The organism is Aquirhabdus parva, from assembly GCF_003351745.1.
Lineage (GTDB): Bacteria > Pseudomonadota > Gammaproteobacteria > Pseudomonadales > Moraxellaceae > Aquirhabdus > Aquirhabdus parva.
Window position 1 is genome coordinate 3373414 of record NZ_CP031222.1, and the last position, 18934, is coordinate 3392347.

18 protein-coding genes are annotated in these 18934 nt (G+C 49.7%); 7 read left to right on the top strand and 11 right to left on the bottom strand.

Annotated elements, in window-relative coordinates; translation table 11 throughout:
• Positions 1–12 precede the first annotated feature (12 nt).
• Positions 13–891 (bottom strand): OmpA family protein, encoded by an 879-nt coding sequence (locus HYN46_RS15280; protein WP_114900189.1) that lies wholly within the window; start codon positions 889–891, stop codon positions 13–15.
• A 29-nt stretch (positions 892–920) separates the two neighbouring features.
• A complete protein-coding gene (locus HYN46_RS15285) occupies positions 921–1478 on the bottom strand; it encodes a hypothetical protein (protein WP_114900190.1) in 558 nt (185 codons plus the stop codon).
• Positions 1479–1916: 438 nt separating this feature from the next.
• Here HYN46_RS15285 and HYN46_RS15290 point away from each other — a divergent pair, with 438 nt between their 5' ends.
• On the top strand, positions 1917–2711 hold the full coding sequence (locus HYN46_RS15290; protein WP_114900191.1) for a PaaX family transcriptional regulator C-terminal domain-containing protein: 795 nt from the start codon (positions 1917–1919) through the stop codon (positions 2709–2711).
• A gap of 175 nt (positions 2712–2886) precedes the next feature.
• On the opposite strand, the gene HYN46_RS15295 is transcribed toward HYN46_RS15290, so the two are convergent.
• Both HYN46_RS15295 and HYN46_RS15300 read right to left on the bottom strand, forming a co-directional pair.
• Complete coding sequence (locus tag HYN46_RS15295; RefSeq protein WP_114900192.1) at positions 2887–3900, bottom strand: fatty acid desaturase family protein; 1014 nt, start codon at positions 3898–3900, stop codon at positions 2887–2889.
• A gap of 32 nt (positions 3901–3932) precedes the next feature.
• Positions 3933–5609, bottom strand: a complete 1677-nt coding sequence (locus HYN46_RS15300; protein ID WP_114900193.1) for an acyl-CoA dehydrogenase family protein — start codon at positions 5607–5609, stop codon at positions 3933–3935.
• Positions 5610–6023: 414 nt separating this feature from the next.
• On the opposite strand from HYN46_RS15300, the gene HYN46_RS15305 reads away from it, so the two are divergent.
• Positions 6024–7556, top strand: coding sequence for a TerC family protein (locus HYN46_RS15305; RefSeq protein ID WP_114900194.1), 1533 nt, complete (start codon positions 6024–6026; stop codon positions 7554–7556).
• Positions 7557–7567: 11 nt separating this feature from the next.
• On the opposite strand, the gene HYN46_RS15310 is transcribed toward HYN46_RS15305, so the two are convergent.
• Positions 7568–8107, bottom strand: a complete 540-nt coding sequence (locus HYN46_RS15310) for a hypothetical protein (protein ID WP_114900195.1) — start codon at positions 8105–8107, stop codon at positions 7568–7570.
• Positions 8108–8262: 155 nt separating this feature from the next.
• Here HYN46_RS15310 and HYN46_RS15315 point away from each other — a divergent pair, with 155 nt between their 5' ends.
• On the top strand, positions 8263–8949 hold the full coding sequence (locus tag HYN46_RS15315) for an MgtC/SapB family protein (protein ID WP_114900196.1): 687 nt from the start codon (positions 8263–8265) through the stop codon (positions 8947–8949).
• Between the two features lie 12 nt (positions 8950–8961).
• On the opposite strand, the gene HYN46_RS15320 is transcribed toward HYN46_RS15315, so the two are convergent.
• A complete protein-coding gene (locus tag HYN46_RS15320; RefSeq protein WP_114900197.1) occupies positions 8962–10554 on the bottom strand; it encodes a phytoene desaturase family protein in 1593 nt (530 codons plus the stop codon).
• Between the two features lie 183 nt (positions 10555–10737).
• On the opposite strand from HYN46_RS15320, the gene HYN46_RS15325 reads away from it, so the two are divergent.
• Together HYN46_RS15325 and HYN46_RS15330 are read left to right on the top strand one after the other, a co-directional pair.
• On the top strand, positions 10738–11271 hold the full coding sequence (locus tag HYN46_RS15325) for a PadR family transcriptional regulator (RefSeq protein ID WP_114900198.1): 534 nt from the start codon (positions 10738–10740) through the stop codon (positions 11269–11271).
• Positions 11272–11740: 469 nt separating this feature from the next.
• On the top strand, positions 11741–12451 hold the full coding sequence (locus HYN46_RS15330; RefSeq protein WP_114900199.1) for a hypothetical protein: 711 nt from the start codon (positions 11741–11743) through the stop codon (positions 12449–12451).
• A gap of 23 nt (positions 12452–12474) precedes the next feature.
• On the opposite strand, the gene HYN46_RS15335 is transcribed toward HYN46_RS15330, so the two are convergent.
• The 5 genes from HYN46_RS15335 to HYN46_RS15355 form a co-directional block, all read right to left on the bottom strand.
• Positions 12475–13500, bottom strand: coding sequence for a 2-dehydropantoate 2-reductase (locus HYN46_RS15335; RefSeq protein WP_210009235.1), 1026 nt, complete (start codon positions 13498–13500; stop codon positions 12475–12477).
• A 91-nt stretch (positions 13501–13591) separates the two neighbouring features.
• Entirely contained in the window at positions 13592–14233 is a 642-nt protein-coding gene (locus HYN46_RS15340; RefSeq protein WP_114900201.1) for a lipase family protein, read from the bottom strand.
• A gap of 113 nt (positions 14234–14346) precedes the next feature.
• Positions 14347–14667, bottom strand: coding sequence for an Mpo1-like protein (locus tag HYN46_RS15345; RefSeq protein ID WP_114900202.1), 321 nt, complete (start codon positions 14665–14667; stop codon positions 14347–14349).
• Positions 14668–14824: 157 nt separating this feature from the next.
• Complete coding sequence (locus HYN46_RS15350) at positions 14825–15541, bottom strand: Crp/Fnr family transcriptional regulator (protein ID WP_114900203.1); 717 nt, start codon at positions 15539–15541, stop codon at positions 14825–14827.
• 130 nt (positions 15542–15671) lie between these two features.
• Complete coding sequence (locus HYN46_RS15355) at positions 15672–17045, bottom strand: MATE family efflux transporter (RefSeq protein WP_210009243.1); 1374 nt, start codon at positions 17043–17045, stop codon at positions 15672–15674.
• 192 nt (positions 17046–17237) lie between these two features.
• Between HYN46_RS15355 and HYN46_RS15360 the strand changes: the two genes are divergently transcribed.
• Both HYN46_RS15360 and HYN46_RS15365 read left to right on the top strand, forming a co-directional pair.
• Positions 17238–18164, top strand: a complete 927-nt coding sequence (locus HYN46_RS15360; protein ID WP_210009245.1) for an alpha/beta fold hydrolase — start codon at positions 17238–17240, stop codon at positions 18162–18164.
• A gap of 127 nt (positions 18165–18291) precedes the next feature.
• On the top strand, positions 18292–18882 hold the full coding sequence (locus HYN46_RS15365) for a TetR/AcrR family transcriptional regulator (RefSeq protein WP_114900801.1): 591 nt from the start codon (positions 18292–18294) through the stop codon (positions 18880–18882).
• The last annotated feature ends 52 nt before the right edge of the window (positions 18883–18934 follow it).

The following is an 18934-nucleotide window of genomic DNA, read 5'->3' on the forward strand; positions in this document are numbered from 1 at the left end:
GGTAGAAACAAACTAAGGCAGCGCCACAAAGGTAATACGGCGATTTTGCTGGCGACCTTCAGCCGTGTCATTGCTGGCAATCGGTTGGCTTTGACCATAGCCTTTAGCCACCATACGATCCGCAGCAATGCCTTTACGCGTAAGATACGCCACCACACTAGCTGCGCGTGCCTCGGACAGTGTCTGATTGCTAGGTGCATTGCCTTGATTATCAGTATGCCCTGCAACCTCAAAACGACCTTCTTTCAAACAAGTCGAAACTTGATCAAGAATCTCTTTGCCTTTGGCTGCCAATACAGACTGACCAGAAGCAAACTCTATACTGGATTTAAGAGTCTCCTCACACGCGGAGTCTTTGGCCATATTGCTCACTACCGCAATCTGCAATTGATTATCGATGCGATAGGCTGCGCCAAATAAATCCTGTGCAACCTGCCCTTGAGCAACTTTGGCAATATCATCCGTGACCGTTCCAGTCAGCAGCACCGTTTTGTCATGAATCGCGATACCGGTAATTCCTGCTGATTTTTGCCATGCAAACAGTTTACCGAGATCCATACTGGGATTGCTTGCTGCAGCATCGATGGTCAATTGATCCGTCACATGATCCGCTCCGTACTGGGCTGTAGCAGCCTGAATGATTGCATCTTTAGTCGCCTGATCCTTTACTGCCCCAGTTAATATCAGATGACCATCCTTCAGTTCGGAAGTAAAGGACACCCCGTGGGCGGTTTCGGCAGCGGTTGTCGGGGCGACAGTGGGGACGACCTCATGTTTTTGCATCCAGCAACCGCGTAACAATAGCAACAGTAAAATGGCCGCCACAATCCAGCGTACCCAATTGCACCATGCAGGCCGCGCAGGTTCACAACAATTATGATAGTTAAGCATTTGATTTCTCCTGAGCCTTGGATGGACGCTTAAGTCCGTACGCCACCTTTTAACTCGCCAATCAATTGCTCAAATGCGGCAACGTCGCCTTTGGCAATGAGTGCGGCTTGTTCAGGCCATGTGCCAGGATTGGCCAATTGAAAGTGCGATCCGCCCTCTTTCAAAATTCCCTCAAGCGTTGCAACAGGTGTAGTCGCCAGTTCGTGAAAACGATGAATACCAGCAGCATTCAAGAGCTCACCAATTTTTGGGCCAATCCCTTCAATGACTTGGAGATTATCGGTGCCATCTTTGTTGAGAAAAGCGGCAAGCGTCGGCAGCACAGCAGCGGCAGCTGGCACGGGAGCAACCACAGGAGGTTCAGATGCGGCATCCGTCACGACAGGAAGGACTGTTGGCGTGGTTGGGGGATTGGGTTTGAAATCAGAACGTGGGGTCGGATTATAGGGAGTGGGGGTATTTTTTTTAGTGCCGTGCTTGCTGCAATTCTCATTGGTGCATTTGCATTTACAAAACAGAATATTGAAAATCCAATGCATGATCCAGCCAATTAACAGCCCAAGCGTCAGCCACCAGAACTTATCCATAATATACTCCGTCAATTTATCATTATAAAAACACCATCAGTCCATGGCTCAAAAAGCCGATTCAAGAGGACAGCCATTGCGCGGTGCAACACCGTCATCTCAAGCACAGGACAAGTTTCCAATTAATAAATTGCTGGAGCTGTGATTGCCAGATCAGAAATTCAAATTAACGCGTCTTATATGGCAGAAAAAAATCCATCACCAGTCTTATTATTAATGCGAAATTTGTCACAAGATCGACTCGAATCTACGCCTAGTCCTTGAAATACGCAATATTTTTGTACAAAAATACCGCAATTGGGCGACACCCTCACCCTTTAAAAGTTGAGGTCGTTAAAAATATTAAATCCGCGCGGGGTTGGCCACGTAACATCAACGCATTTGCAAATTTCACGGCTATGCTATGCTAGAGAATATTCTTATATTTTAACGCCATTGATGAAGATTACCCCACGCAAACTCATTCTTGACCTTCTACTCGCTGGTGACGGTCAGCCGCTGACCTCTAAAGAAGCCGTTGCCGCCTGTGGTTTATTTCAGATTGGTGAGACCAGCGCGCGCGTGGCATTAACCCGTTTACTGGCAGATGGTTTGATCAAAAGTGTCGAACGTGGGATCTATCAGCTGGGACCGAATGCAATTGAGTTGGCTGGAGAGATTGCCGCGTGGCGCACCATAGACCGCAATGTGCGAGAGTGGACCGGGGACTATATCACTGTCTTTACCGCAACCTTGGGACGTACCGACCGCACCGCTTTAGTTCGCCGCGAGCGCGCATTGAAAATGCTCGGTTTTCGCGAACTGGACAAAGGCTACTATATCCGGCCCAATAATATCGGCACTGACCTCAATCCCATCATCGAAAAGCTGCGTAATCTGGGACTCGAGCAGTCCGCCATCGTTGCAACATCGGATCACTTTGAAACGGCGGTTGAGGCACAGATTAACCGACTTTGGGATGGCAAAGCACTAACCAAAAGCTACGCCGCGTTAAGCAAAAAACTGGAAAACTGGATTGCGCATGCGGATCAACTGGATCTGGAAACCGCCGCCCAAGAATCATTGATCCTCGGTCGCTCGGCGATTCATCAGGTGGTGTTTGATCCGTTATTGCCGCTACCTTGGGTTGATCCTGATGTACGTAATCAATTCTTCGCCGTCGTGCGTCACTTTGATCAAGTGGGTAAAGTCATCTGGCTTAAGTTACGCCAGAATGGCTTTATCCCGAATTAGAACCCTGACCAGCTACATTCACCCTAAAAAGGTCTGTGATGACAGGCGAAAGCCTGATAGAGCAGAAAAAGCAAAAAACCGAATGCCGCATATAACAATACTTCACTACAACGAACAAACATAACGCTAAGCTTCCTCTTTTTTATTTTGGGTCATGAAGACCCTTTTCTTGTTTTTAAACCATGGGTTTAACCTCACGGCTTGACATGACTCTCAGTACTTCGAAATAAGTCGGTGGCGCGGGCACATAACCCCGTGCACGCAGTAGCTGATGCATGTGCGGCAGACGAAAATACGGAACCGATGCCATCAAATGATGTTCGATATGAAAGTTTACCCGAATCGGCGCAACCAGCGCACGCGCGATAAAGCCTGCCTCGGTAGTTCGTGTGTTGCGGAGTACATCAGTTGTCGTCTCCATCGCCGCATGTTCTGCCATGGAGCGGATACGGATAAACAATGGGAACGGCGTGATATAGGCCAACAGCCAAAATAGATAGAATGCTGGATGACCCGATAACCACAGCAGCCCAAACAGCATCCCATTGGTGATGATCGTCGCGCCGCTGTTTTTCAAGAACGTGAGCGGATAGGACCACCAACAACGACCCGCCTGAGGAAGGCGCTTGATCTCATTGGTGACGGTCCATTCAAAGATACCGACATCCATCAGAATACGACCAACAATAAACTTCAGCCCTGTCACACCGAAGATATCACGCAGGAACTTGCGCCGTAGAGAAGCCTGAGTCGTCGGCAAACCCGCGACCAAAGACAAATCAGGGTCATCAATTGTGGAAGTTTTGGCATGGTGTTTTAAATGATAAGGGCGATAGTTGTACAAGTTATTCCACACGGGACGCGCGCAGAGCCATTGCGTTAAATGATCATTAAGCCATGGCGTTTTAAACAAGGTGCCATGTGCAGCATCATGGGTAAGAATCCCCAGCGCCAGTTGTCTGCCCCCCAAGATAATCAAGGCGAGGATACTAACCAGCACCTTACCGACTTCCCCCCAAACACCCAATCCACTCAGGATAGGCCATGCAAGGCTCAGCCCGACGAAGGTCAGTGCAATCACCGACCAAGTAAAGCCAATAGCATAAGCACCCATCCAATCGGACTTTTTCGTCAAGAGATCAATCTCTTCCCGACTAAAAAGTGAGGTCACTGCGGTACGCTGATTCATAGTGGTTTTCCTTATTCTTTTTAGGGCTGCAGTCACGCGGTGAGCGGGTTACCACGATTGATCAAATAGGCACAATCAATGCCGCGCGGTAAAGTGCCATAGTTACGCTCGCCATGCGCGCCGAGACGCGACTGGATAAACGCATCAGACACCACAGCATTACCCGCTTGCACCAGCAGACTGGCCTGCATCGTCAAGGACATCTGCTCAACGATATGGCGTGCCCGATATTGCATGTCGCTTTGGTCTGTCAGTTCTTGATGCAGCGCTAGGATTTTTTGATCCAGCAGGGCGTGCTGGCCTTTAGCCTTATTCAATTCGGCAAACCAGACCTGTACGGCTTCTGGGGTTTTGGCCATCGCACGCAGCATATCCAGCGCCTGTACGTTGCCTGACCCTTCCCAGATGGCATTGATCGGTGCATCCCGATAGAGGCGCGCCATGATGAAATCATCCATCACCCCATTGCCACCGATACACTCCATCGCCTCATAGGCATGGTTAGGATTGCGTTTGCAGACCCAGTATTTCCCTGCGGGCAGTCCTAGGCGCAACAGCTGTTTTTCATAAGGGTCTTTCGGCTTGTCCAGAGCCTGTGCCATACGCATAGTGATGGCGAGTGCGCCTTCGACTTCAAGCTGAAGGTCCGCCAATACATTCTGCATTGCGGGTTGATGAATCAGCAGATCACCAAAGGCGCTGCGATGCGCCGCATGATGAATCGCTTGAGCCACGCCATGACGCATGCTGGCGGTGGAACCGACCATACAATCAAAGCGGGTCATCCCCACCATCTCGATAATGGTCGGAACACCACGCCCTTCTGCGCCAACCATCCAGCCCAGTGCGCCGCGTAATTCAATTTCAGACGAGGCATTCGATACATTGCCCATTTTGTTTTTCAGCCGCTGGACTTGCACCGGGTTCTTGCTGCCATCGGGACGCCAACGCGGTACGAGGAAACACGATAAGCCGCCAGCCGATTGTGCCAGCATCAAAAACGCATCACACATCGGCGCCGAGGTAAACCACTTATGACCGATCAACTCATAGGCTTTCCCCTCACCTTCAGCCCCGAGTGCATAGGCACGGGTGGTATTGGCACGCACATCTGAGCCGCCTTGTTTTTCGGTCATGCCCATACCGATGGTCAGTGCCTGTTTTTCCATATGCGGCACATTGCGTGGGTCATAGCCTTTGGTCAAAATCTTGGGTAACCATTCCGTAGCCAATGGACTACCCGCTAATGCAGGCACAGACGCAAAAGTCATGGTCACTGGACAGCCATGCCCGGCATCCACCTGACCTTGCAGCAGATTCATGGCGGCTCTGGCCACATGGGCACCCGGTTTAGGATCAATCCATGGTTCTGCATGCAGACCCGACTCCAGCGCCAGCGCCATCAGGTTGTGGTAACCGTCATGGTACTTGACCAGATCGACCCGGTTGCCCAAGCGATCATGACTATGGAACTGCGGTTTGAATTCGTTGGCCAGATAGCCCCACTCCATGACCTCGCTGCTGCCAGTCCGTGTGCCATGGGCTGATATTTTGGGGATCGCCCATGCAGCACCACCACGTACCACGGCCTCTTTCAGCGCGGTATCTCCTTCAAAAGCGTTGTAATCCACCAGCGGTGGTGTCTGATTAAAGACCTCATGGGTACTGGCGAGGGGATCGGGGTGCAGTTCTAATTTGGATGCGTTCATGGAAAGTCACCACTATAGCGTTGGTGGGGTCTGTAACATCAGACCAATTAATTACACATATATTCAATATATGCTATAAATTGTAATAATACAAATTAAATTTACCGCTGCTCATCAGCGTGATGGGTGTCTTTTTTATAAGGCTGTAATGAGCCTGAACGGCAAGTCCGTGCATGAGTCATATGCTGTTTTTTTACATATCATTACGGACAGGGTCATGAATCCTGCTAGAAATAAATCCTTCGTTATTAGACAATCAAGGACATATGAGCCTGATATCAGGCCTAATTTTTAAATTTTTCTTTTCTTTATCGAATAGGCATATTTTCTCATGGACAATGATCCTCCCAGTCGACAGACGCAGAAATTCCATTTCATGCTCAATCAAACCTCAATGCATAATAGAGGTCCGATATGGAATTTCTAATGGATCCGTCAATTTGGGTGGGTTTAGCCACCTTAGTCGTTCTAGAGATTGTGCTTGGCATTGACAACCTCGTCTTTATCGCCATCTTGGCCGACAAGCTTCCGCCGCATCAACGTGATAAAGCACGCCGTATCGGTCTTGCGCTGGCACTGATCATGCGCTTGGGTCTGCTTTCGATTATGTCATGGGTCATGAAGCTGACCACCCCCTTATTTAACATTGCTGATTTTGGCTTCTCAGGCCGAGATCTCATTCTGATTTTCGGTGGTTTGTTTCTGGTCTGGAAAGCCACCATGGAACTGCACGAAAAGCTTGAAGGCAAGATCTACGTGGAGAATAAAAATCCCGTCTATGCAGGTATCGGTGCGGTCATTACCCAAATCGTCATCCTTGACTCGGTGTTTTCACTGGACTCCGTCATTACCGCTGTAGGGATGGTCGATAACATCTATGTGATGATGGTCGCCGTCATCATTGCCATGGGCGTCATGCTGCTTGCCTCAAAGCCCCTGACCCGCTTCGTCAATCAGCATCCAACCGTGGTCATGCTGTGTTTAAGCTTCCTGTTGATGATTGGTTTTAGTCTGATCGCAGAAGGTTTTGGTCTACATATTCCGAAAGGTTATCTGTATGCAGCGATTGGTTTCTCCATCCTGATTGAATCACTCAATCAATGGCGTATCCGGAATTTCAACAAGAATACCGATGCCCTGCCGCTGCGTGCGCGTACGGCGGATGCGATCCTGACCCTGATGGGTGGTCGCCGCGATACAACGCCTTCCAGCATTGATGATCCATCACCAGCACTCGCCTTTGATGAAGAAGAGCGCTATATGGTCAGTGGCGTACTGACTTTAAGTGAGCGCTCGATTCGCACCATCATGACCCCACGCGCCGATATCTCATGGATCGATATCAATGGCACTGCAGAGCGTATTCGTGAACAACTGCTGGATACCCCGCACAGTCTATTTCCGGTGTGCCGCGATCAACTGGATCGAATCGTGGGTGTGGTGCGTGCCAAAGACCTGATTGATATCCTTGATCATGACTTGAATATCGCAGATCTGGTGGGTTATCAGCGCCCCATTTTTGTCTCTGAAACCATGCCGGTTTTGAAGCTGATCAATATCCTGCGCAACTCCAAAGGCGGGCTTGCGATTGTCACCAACGAGTTTGGTTCGGTACAAGGATTGGTTACACCGCTCGATATCTTTGAAGCAATTGCTGGTGAATTTCCCGATGAAGATGAAACCCCAGATGTCATTCAGCAGGATGAGCATACTTGGCTGGTGAAAGGCAGTGCCGACCTGTATCAACTTGAGCAGGAGCTCGGCACGAACCATCTACTGGATGATGAAGGCTATATCAGCGTTGCAGGTTTGATCCTGAATGAACTCGGTCGCTTGCCTACGGTTGGTGAAGTCGTAGCGCGTGGCAACGTGAGCTTTACAGTTCTGGAACTGGCAGAGCAGCGTATTCATTTGCTCAAGGTGGAGTTGGATGATCATGAGGTTTAATCCCCTCCTTCTCACAACTTCATAAACGGCGGCGGACTAAGTGGATGCTTTAAAAACCACTGTGTCGCCCCGCCTGCCAAAAAGCGATGAAAGCCCACATTGGGAAAAGCCGCTTTGGCTTGTTTGATGGTGGCGCTGGGCAAGCCAAACTTGATCACGCCCAGCGATACGTCAATCAGATCGGCCTTGCGGAAGACTTCAACCAGAGGGTATTGGATACTCTTATAGGGGCGGATTTGATGATGCAAATCAATCATCAGCGTAATTTCCTCACGCCATGCCTCAAGTCCATGTTGTCCCAAATACTTCTGAGCCTCCAAAACGGAAGGCGGTAGATAATCAAAGGTACCCGCTGACCAAAGACCCAGATCATGAAAGCAGGCTGCGATAAAAACTTTTTGCTGTTCTTCAGGAGTGCAATCGCGAAGCTGTAAACAGAAGTTGATCATGCGATAGACATGATTTTTATAACCCGTATAGATACTCCCCATCACCGCAGCCCACGGTGACAGAATCTCTTCGACCAATTCAATTTTTTGTTGGATTGCCATGAACGCTGCCTGCTGGATGTCCTTATCGGTTTAAGCCAAAAAATACTAGCATATCTAACGTATTTTTAAATAAGTTATCTCACATGCTTATTTGTCAGGTCTGACTCACGGCTTTATATTGAAAATGCTCATTATTAAGTTAAAGAGGATCTTCTATGCTCAGCCAAACAGAACTCATTTGTCGTCTGCTCCTTGCAGCTGTGCTGGGGAGTCTAATTGGTTTTGAACGCGAACGCATGTCATGGGCAGCAGGTCTGCGTACTCACATGCTGGTCAGCGTCGGGTCTGCGCTGATCATGATTGTCTCGTCTTTTGGCTTTGCCGATATTCTGGATAATCCACATGTGATCCTCGACCCGTCACGGGTTGCGGCACAAGTGGTTTCAGGGATCGGCTTCTTGGGTGCTGGCTCCATCCTGCTGCGTGGTGAAGTGATTCGAGGGCTGACCACGGCTGCTAGCTTATGGTCGGTTGCGGCAGTAGGACTTGCCATAGGCGGCGGGCTTTATGTCGCTGCGATCAGCGCAACCTTGATCATTCTGTTTATTCTGGCGGGTCTTAAGCCTTTGGAAAAATGGTACTTCGAATCCAGACAGCGCTACAAACTGCATCTGATCGTGGATGAAGGCAGTATGACCATTCATGCCCTTGAGTTGGCTTTGGGGCTGGGCAGCTCACGAATCAAAAAATTCGTCGTCCGTCAGGGCGAAAATGAACCCGACACCGACGAAGTTCTGATTTCGTTTGCACGCCTCTCAGAGCGAGAGTTCTCCAGTGTACGCCTGCAAATCGAACGGATCAAAGGCGTGCGCCGTATCGAAGACAATACCGCACACGATTAGTTGATAAGCTGTCTATTTCAATAGCTTCAGCACTTTGTGGGCGCCTAAACCCTGCATTACCACTGTCGTCAACAAGCCGCTCATGAGTGCACCGGTTACCCCTGCGGTTAGGATATCCTGTCCCGTCAGATAGAGTCCTTTGATCGGCGTCTGTGGACGGAGCCAGTCCTGTTTGAAGCGATCGACGGTGTGATCCAATCCGTAAATCTCACCATAGGTATTGTTCTGAAACCAAATCGTTGAGAGCGGTGTAGACAGCTCGCTGTAGTCGAGCTTACCGCGTAGCTGCGGGACATGGTGGTACAGGGCGTCCAGAATCCGCTCACTGAGCTGTGCCTTCACCGCCTCATAGTCCTCACCGCGCTGGTTCCATGTGGTGCCCGTCCATTGATCAAATGACATCGAAGAAGGCACCACGACTTCTACTGTCGATTTACCCAAATAATGCTGATCCCATTCCGGATCTTTGGCAGAAGGGAATGAAATGTACAACACAGGAAATTCATTGTCAGAGTCCGCTTCATGCCGTGCGATATTGCCCCCATGATCGGCCGAAGGATAAACCCAGAGATTAGTTTTCGGCAGATTAAGCTCTTCTGCGGTCCCTTTGAATCCGGCAAACAGGTTGAGATAGCCTTTTGAAGGAGCAACCTGCTTCAGCTTTTTGGCAAAGCCATACTGCTGCTGGATGTTGGGTGAGAGTAACTTTTCAAAGGTGAGGCGCACATCGCAGGCACTCACCACTTTATCTGCACGCAGCACATCGCCATTGTCCAGACGCACGCCAACCGCTCGCTTATTTTCGATCAAGATTTCTGCCACACGCGCATAGGTAAACACCTCGCCACCACTGGCACGAATCACAGGAATAATGGTATCGGCAATCTTCCATGCCCCACCTACCGGAAAATTCCCACCACCAAAGAAGTGCTTGACCAACATGGCATGCATAAAGAATGGCGACTCTTGCGGCGGCGTACCATAGTCACCCCACTGTGCAGCAAGCACACCGATCAACTCTGGATTACTGGTCAACTCCTCCAGCACCGTCTGCGTTTGCATCATCGCTTCACGCGGCAAAATACGTGACTTAAAGCGGGTATAGACGTGGCTTAAGAGCTTCGGAATCGCTTTGTCCATAAATACCAGTGGCGAGGCCTTAGCGACTTTATCGACAAGCGCGACATACGCATCAATCGCCTGAGCGTCGTCTGGAAAGTGCTTTTTCAGGTTCGCTTTGAAATTATCGCGCCCACGCACCAGATCATAGGACGTACCGCCAATGATCACCCGATCATAGACATCATCCATCGGTGCCCACTTGAGCTGTTGATCAGAGATCACATCAAACAGTTTGCGAATCGGTGAGTGGGGCTTATGCACCTCGCCGATGTAATGTACGCCCACATCCCACTCATAGCCATTGTTTTCATAAGAGTGGGTGAGGCCACCTGCGGTATAGTGCTGCTCCAGTACACAGACTTTCTGACCCACCTTACTCAACAGCGCCGCGGTGGTCAGACCAGACATCCCAGAACCAACCACGATCACATCATAATGTTCGGCCGCACGACCCGTGCGATAACGCTTGCCTGTCCGTTTCATCCTTAAAAATCCATATGCAAATATTTGCATATAAATGTACATTAAGTAAACACCATATGCAATATCTTGCATATATATTTACGAGTCTCTAAACTTTCACTTTTAGAATCACTACGATGAGTTTGCTGCGGTGATGAATAAGCATCACTTGGCTTTTAAAAATCGTTTTTATGGGAAGCAGGCATGTCGCTTAAATACGCTATTCTGGTGTTGCTACGCTCAGAACCCGGATCGGGCTATGACCTCGCCCAGCGCTTTAAACTAACGCTCGGCAATTTCTGGAATGCGAGTCATCAGCAGATTTATCTGGAACTGAAAAAACTCAGCGAAGAAGGGTTGCTCGAATATACCGTGGAGCATCAGACTGATAAGCCTGATCGCAAAGTCTACTCCATCACATCGCTGGGTATCAGCGCACTACAAGGCTGGATGCGTATTCCGGTCAGTCCCCCACGCATCAATGATGCCTTCTTGGTCAAGCTTTACGGCGCCCAGCCACAAGATCTGGAAATCATCCGCGCGGAGCTCGTGCAGCATCGCATTATTCATCGCCAGCAACTCGAGAAGTTTCAGGCATTAGAACAATTTTTTATCCAAGCCGATGTGGCGCGCCGCCGCGAGTTTCAAATGCCTTACTTGACTTTAAGGCGTGGAATCAAAAGTGAAGAAGCATGGCTGAGCTGGGCCGACGAGGTTGAAAGTACCTTGTTTCAATGACATTACAGCGGAATACAGTGATCAACCCTGTATAAACTGCACAAATTACATTTGCACACGCGATATCCCTTGAGTAAACGCTACAATAGACTGACCATTCGGTCAATAAAGTGCCTACAAATGCTCGGTTGAAAATGAGCATCTGCACTGACATTTGCGCCACAAGGATCTGCTTTAAGGTCAATGATTCGTTATGAAAACTCAATTAGACTCGACCATCAATCAGCGCTTTTTCGACAAGCAAAGACGTCAATCGCCCATACGGCAAGTCTCTACTCACGAATATCTCAGCGCGATGTCTAAATCTACACGTCTCAAGGAAGGGATAAGGTCTGGAATAGCATTTCGAATGATGAGGCACCCATTGATAGACATGTGACGTCTAAAGACAGTACTTCACATAGAAATCGGCGTCATCGCTATCTAGACTACATAAAAGATGAACACTTCGCTTTAGGATCATATAAAAATGCAGACCCGTTTGATGAAAGCCAGCAGCATCCAGCCACCGTACTTTGCCAATACCGTGCGCGACTATATTCCTATTGCCTTCGAAGGACTCTATCATCGCACCAGAACAGAAGTGACTGATGCCGATAAAAAACTCGGACTGGAACTCCTCATTGAAGCCAACTGCGATCTGATCGACTCAGGTCTAGTCACGTTGCTCGATGAATTGGCACGTATGAACCCTTCGCTGAAATTCGAAGATACGCAAGTCAAAGTGGAAGATGTAAAAGCCAAGGCTCGCTACTATATCCAGTGGGTCGGCAGCTATATTGCCAACGATCGCCTCCCTCCCGTAATTGAGCACTACTACACCATGATGCATCAGCTTGAGCTGAGTGGTGATAGCAAGCCCTATCTCGCCTTTAACATCACCCCAGAATTTGCCACGGATTTACAGCGTGTACTCGGCTCACTGGCCGATGGCAGTAATGATAACTTGGACGAAGTGATCGAAATGTTAGTGCGGGCATTAGAGGAAACGATGAAGCCGCTGTTCATCACCCCAAAAGATCTGATGAAGTTTAATTATGTGGTGGATAAAACTTTAAATGGTGTCATTGCTCTGGTGGTCTCGATTTACAAACGTATGCTGCGCAAAACCATTCCTGAGATTCCGCGTGAGCTCTATCCACGCATTGCTGAACATTTGAATACGTTTGTGGTGGTTTAACCGCTCTTGATCAAGTCTGCTTTCTAAAGTCGATCCGTCCCCGGGCCTGCAATAAGCAGTTCCGCAAGTAACTCCGATCCCTTCCAACTCGGGCGAATCTCACTGCGTTCAGCACGATGTATGAGCTCGATCAAACGCGCATTCACTGGCGCTTCTCGGCCTAACTGCTGCGCCAAGCGCACGACTTCACCATTGATCCAATCCACTTCTGTCATACGCCCCGCCGCCAGATCATCGGACATGGATGAGCGAGCTTGTGGATCGATAGTCAGCATCTTGGCACCCAGCCGCGTAAACAGCAGATCCGGTACATTCAACAACCGTGGAATCCAGTGTGCAGGAATCGGTGTCAGCTTGGCAGGCTCAATCTTCGCGGCGCGAAGCAAAGTCAGCGCCTCACGCTGGGCCAGCGCCAGACAGCGGCGGTAGTCGAGTTGAGACAGCTCAGTTTTTAGCGGTAGATTCGCCAAGGCATTGATAGAATTATTTAGATTGAGTAACAGCTTTGCCCACTGGATCGGAAGCATATCGAAGTGCTCGATCAACGGGAGCCCTGCGCGTTTAAAATCAGCGAGGAAGGCATATAAACCCGCATGCTCACGCACCTCCAGTTCGCCTTCGGAGCCTTGATGAAAGGTATGCCCATCATGCACCACATTAAACGGCACCATGCCTTCTAGCACAGTATGGTGGGGCAAAGCGCGATGCAGTACATCGGTATTGCTCAGGCCATTTTGAAAACTGATCACGATCGCGTTGGGTTTCAGCACATCAGCAAGCTCCGCCGCAGCGGCTGCAGTCGCGGCCGACTTGACCGTCACGAGAACCAGATCTGCATCCTGAGCTGCCGACACATCGGTTGCAAATACAATGGCATTCGGCTCTACATGCCACCGCTGCCCCCGATAATCCGATAGAGACAGACCATGCTGACGCAATTCATCACCGATCCGCGCACGCCCAATCAGACTCACATGACTGCCTGAAGCGCGTAAACGACCACCGATATAGCACCCAATTGCGCCCGCACCATAGATGCAAATTTTCATGATTATTCCCTAATCACCCGCAGGATTTTGCAGTTTAGAATTGTAATTTAATATATGACAAACAACCGTGATTTTGAAGTCTACTCCGACTTTACTCGGCTTGTGTATCAAGTTGTGATAGCTCCGTCAGCAGCCGATCCAAAAACAGCGTCTGTACTTCAGGGAGCACCCGTTTGGCTGGATAGCAGCGCACGATTGCAAAATGGTCCACCCCCGCTTCCAGCGGATAGCGAATGTTTTCCAAATGCGTTTTTGCGGATTCAGCATGCGCCAAATTGTCATCGACATGTCGATCAGTGCCAAGTACATCACTCGCGGCAAAGTAATTCAGATAGCGCTTTACACTGGCGGGAATCTTGCGCATATCAAACCCCCACTGCGCTGGGAACCAGCGGCCTAAACCTCCCGCTGCAAGGGAGATGACCAGATCACTGGCGTAACCCAGCTCGCCCAGCTTACGCGCAACTTTGACCACCTGAATCCCGCCTTGACTATAACCAATCAGCACAATCGGACGGCCTGCTTTAGCGGCGACCGCCAGATCTTTGGCGATCCGTGCATGGTACAGGTGGTTGCTATAGAGCGTGGTATCTGGATAACCATGGGCACGCAAGAAACTGAGCAAATGGCGCTCCATATGTTTTCCTGCTGCCAAGCCATGGATCAGCGCAATACACGGACCGCGATAACCCGTGGGAACAGTAGGACGCCATGCAATCGGTGTTCTGGCCATATTAAGTCTCTTTAATCATCTATTTTGGGTTTAAAGAAAAGCCGAGTCTCTCTTTGAAAGTGACTCGGCTTAACTGGTCGTGATGTCGATCCGTCGCTGGAACTAACACATGATTAGGCAGGAGTTTTAGTTTCCACAACCTTCAAGCCTTGCTTCTGCGCCCACCACAGTGCACCCACCAATAACTGACGGCGATCTTCGGTGAAAGAAGGTTTTTTGCCTTCAAAATAATGACCAACAAACTGAAAACCCCAACCCACGGTAAACAGCGGAACCGCAATCGGCAGACCGATGACTGTCGCACCAATCGGCAATGAGGCCAAAATCAGAGGAATGCCAATACTGTGGCAGCGTTGATTGCGAGGGTCTTGATGGTCTGCTTTGTATTGCTGCATCAGGTTAGACCATTCTGCATTGAGTTTAATGGCGGGCATGATGTAATACTCCATGTGAATGTGCTGGCTTTTTTATTCGTCCATAGGCAACCGCTTCGAGGATGCTCATAGACACGTTATTCGCGTAGCGATTTGTTGTTAGGATTATCTTAAATCAATTGCAGGCTGTGCTTTGTCAAATAGCCGACAATTGCCGCTATTTGCTGATCGACGGCGGGTCGGCAAATGTTCGTAGCCCATCAATATCCAAAATCTCAATTGCTCCATAGACCAATTTAATCAAGCCTTGTCGCTCCAAGTCTTTCAGCAGTTGGTTGGTAGTCTGACGAGTGAGGTAGAGCATCATCGCCAATTGCTCTTGCGGAATCGGGATGATGCGACGGCTGCGATCACTACGATTGCTGGCATTCTCAGCAAAGTACACCAAGCGATTCGCCAGACGCTGGCCCGTAGTACGCAGTGCCAGATCTTCGGCTTGATTCAACAGTAAACGAATTTTGTCGGTAAGCAACTGTCCGAAGTTCTGCCAATAGTGCGGCTCTTTTGCCAAGAGCTGATCCAGCAGCTCACCGCGGATATGAATCAGCACGGTATCGCCAAGAGCAACCGCATTATGGGTGCGATTCATGCGATCAAACAGCGTGATCTCGCCAAACCAATGTGGGGACTCCATCAGGGTGAGTAGCGCTTCTTTACCATCGGCACGTTGCCGACTGATACTGATGCAGCCCGAGATTACTGCATACAGCCCATGTGCCGTATCATTCTGCTCAAACAACACTTGCCCCGCATGCAGATGTACTATTGTGGCGGCATCGAGCAACCCAGTTTGCAATGACGCAGGTAATTGTGCAAACCACTGCCCCGTTCGCAAGAGCCCTTCATAACGCGTGACAGTGTCGTGAGGATTCATATGAGCAACTCGATTACACGCAAGGCACCACCCCAGATCAATGAAGGATTGCCATGAGTATATGCCAGCATACGCGCTTATGGCGACCACCTGCATGACCACACATACAGGGGCTACATCAGAACACTCTTTAAATCAGGCGTGCAATCTGTTTATGACGCCAGACCAATCGGTAGTAGAGGGCGTTTAAGCTGAAAATCGCCACGAAGGTCAACGCATAGGCGTACCAAATCCCCTCAATGCCAATTCGCGCGTTCAAGACATAGGCAACGGGCAGCTCAATACACAGGATAGCAAACACCCCCAATGCAGTTGGCGGGAGCACCGTGCCACTGGCGCGCATGGTTCCCGTCAAGACCGTCGCCAATCCCAGCACAATCACGCTCCATGCCACGATATGCAGTAAGGTCAGCGCCATCTGAATCACAGCAGCATCGATGATAAACAAGCCGATGATGGTCGGAGCCAGCAGATAAACCAACGCGACAAAAAAGCCCGTAATGACCAGATTCAATCCCAAACCAGTACGTACGATGGCACCCAATCGATGACCGTTCCCCGCCCCAATGGCATGGGATGCCAGAATGGATGCGGAAATCCCCAGCGACATGGCGGGCAATTGAATCCAGCTCATCACTTGGTTCACCGCGCCGTAAGCGGCCGTTGCCTCTGAGCCATGACGATTCACCAAACCCAATAGCACAACCTCTGCCACAGCCATGGTGAGCATCTGAAAGCAGGAGGGTAGCCCAATACTCAAGATTTTGCGCGCGATCACGCCATCCACCCGTACACAGTTCAACAGCGCCTCATTGAAGGCCAGCGGATGTCCCTTGCGGTGCCAATGCCACATCATCCATGCAATCCCAATCACCGAGGCAATCAGAGTGGATGCCGCTGCGCTGATCACGCCTAAGTGAGGCAATCCCCACCAGCCACGTATGAATGCAGGAGTGAGCACCAGTGAAATCAACGTCGTCAGTACCAGTGCCCAAAGTGGCGTCACGGCATCCCCCACCCCGCGACTCATGGATGTCATCAGCCACAACAAGAAGATGACCGGCATGCCCAACAGCATCAAATGTGCATAGCGCGTGGCATCAACCAGAATATTAGCCGGTGTGCCGAGTAGTTGCATCAAATGCGGTGCAAACGCACTGCCCACCATACTGATGGCAAAACCCAGACTTAGCATCAGGCATAGTGCCGTACCAGCGACTGCACGGACTTTCTCCAAATCCTTGGCACCCCAAGCCTGACCGATGAGTACGGTCGTACCCGAGCCCAAACCAATTATGATCGCAAATAAGAAAAAGAAGATCGGAAAAAATGTCGAGACCGCAGCCAAGGCATTCACCCCGATCATCTGTCCGAGATAAATAGTGTCAATGGTGCCAGCACTGGCCTGCAGGACATTGGTCAGCATCATGGGGATTAAAATAACCAGATAGGTACGCCACAGAGGCTTGGGTGCAGACGGGGCAGCAGATGAGAGGGAGGTCATACACGATTCCTAAGACAAAAATTTTACGGCGCCTTGCAAGCATAGCGCATACAAGAATCACAGTGAGCAGAATAATATTACCCGTATAAAATTATGTCGTCAATATTACCCGGGTAAAATTTGACAAATAAAAATCTGATCCGAGGTTCGCAGATCTGTCTTATCGATTCGACTAATACGATGGCGTATGCTATGAATACGACATCATCAGAATGGGTTAAAGGATTAGCGATGACTCGCATCACATTAGCGAACTGGAAAGCGAAAGGGCTGTTTTTTAGTCATCGCGGCTATCGTATTTTCTCACGCGTTGAAGGCCCTGCCCCAGCTCCCGTGTTGCTGCTGATTCATGGTTTTCCTACTGCGTCTTGGGACTGGGAAGCAATATGGCCAGCATTGACCCGCCATTATCGCGTGATGACGCTAGATATGATTGGTTTTGGATTTTCAGATAAACCAATGGACTATCCTTATAGCATCATGGATCAGGCCGATATTTTTGAGCGCCTATTGGCGGAGCATCAGGTGCAGAGCTATCATCTGCTCGCCCATGACTATGGCGACACTGTCGCGCAAGAGCTACTTGCACGGCACAATGCACAAGAACAACCGCGCCCGCAATTGGGCAGTGTCTGCTTTTTGAATGGTGGTTTATTCCCAGAAAGCCACCGCCCCTTGCTCATTCAAAAATTACTGCGCTCTCCCATCGGTCCGATCCTTGCCCGCCTCAATAGCCGCAACAAACTCGCCGACAGCATGCAACGCGTCTTCGGTCCAAATACGCAGCCTGATGCCGAACTCATCGATGGCTTTTGGCAACTGATCTCAACAAACAAAGGTGCGCGCTTACTGCCTAAGCTCTTGCACTATATCCCCGAACGTCGTCAACACCGTACCCGCTGGGTCGGCGCCATCCAGCAGGCGACTATTCCAGTCAAAGTCATTGATGGTATCGCCGACCCCGTGTCAGGTGGACATATGGTTGAGCGCTACAGAGCCCTGATTCCGAAACCGAATGTCACTGCACTGCAAAACATCGGTCACTATCCGCAGGTCGAAGACCCGCAAGGGGTGTTGGATGCTTACATCCAGTTTCGTTTAGCAAAGACTGAGTCATAACGTCATAGGTTCATCATGAGCTAGCCAGCCCACTGCATCAGTTTATTGCTCAGCGTACAAAAAATAAACTTGACCTTTATTGAAAACCATATATGATTGAGTGATCACTCATTTAATGATTTGGATTATGGCTCGCCCCCGCAGTGAAGATAAACGTGATGCAATTTTAAATGCCGCCATCAATGTTCTGGCTGAACTGGGTGAACGTGCGCCGACGTCAAAAATTGCCAAGCTGGCAGGTGTTGCTGAAGGCACGCTGTTTACCTATTTCAGCAGTAAAGAAGAACTGCTCAATCAGTTATATCTATTGCTAAAGTCGGAACTGCGTCAGGTCATGATGTTGGACTTCCCTACAAACTCCGACTTCAAAACGCAAATGCATCATGTCTGGCAAAGCTATGTGGAATGGGGTGTGACCAACCCACTTAAACGTAAAGTCATGACTCAGTTATCAACCTCCGAGCAAATTACCGCAGAGAGCAAACAGATCGGCATGCAATCCTTCTGTGATCTCACGCAGAGCATCCAAATCCAGATCAGCAATGGCGTGCTGCGTGACTACCCACCGCTGTTTATCGGTTCGATTTTAGGAGCGCTTGCCGAAGTCACCATGAACTATATGGCACAAGATCCGACGCAGGCAGAACGCTACCGTGAATCGGGTTTTGAAGCCTTTTGGCATGCCGTGGTAGAACATGAGACACCTGCATTACCGTAAAACAAAGGGGGCGACAACCGTCCCTGTTTTTAAAGATATCGATGAGTGATTA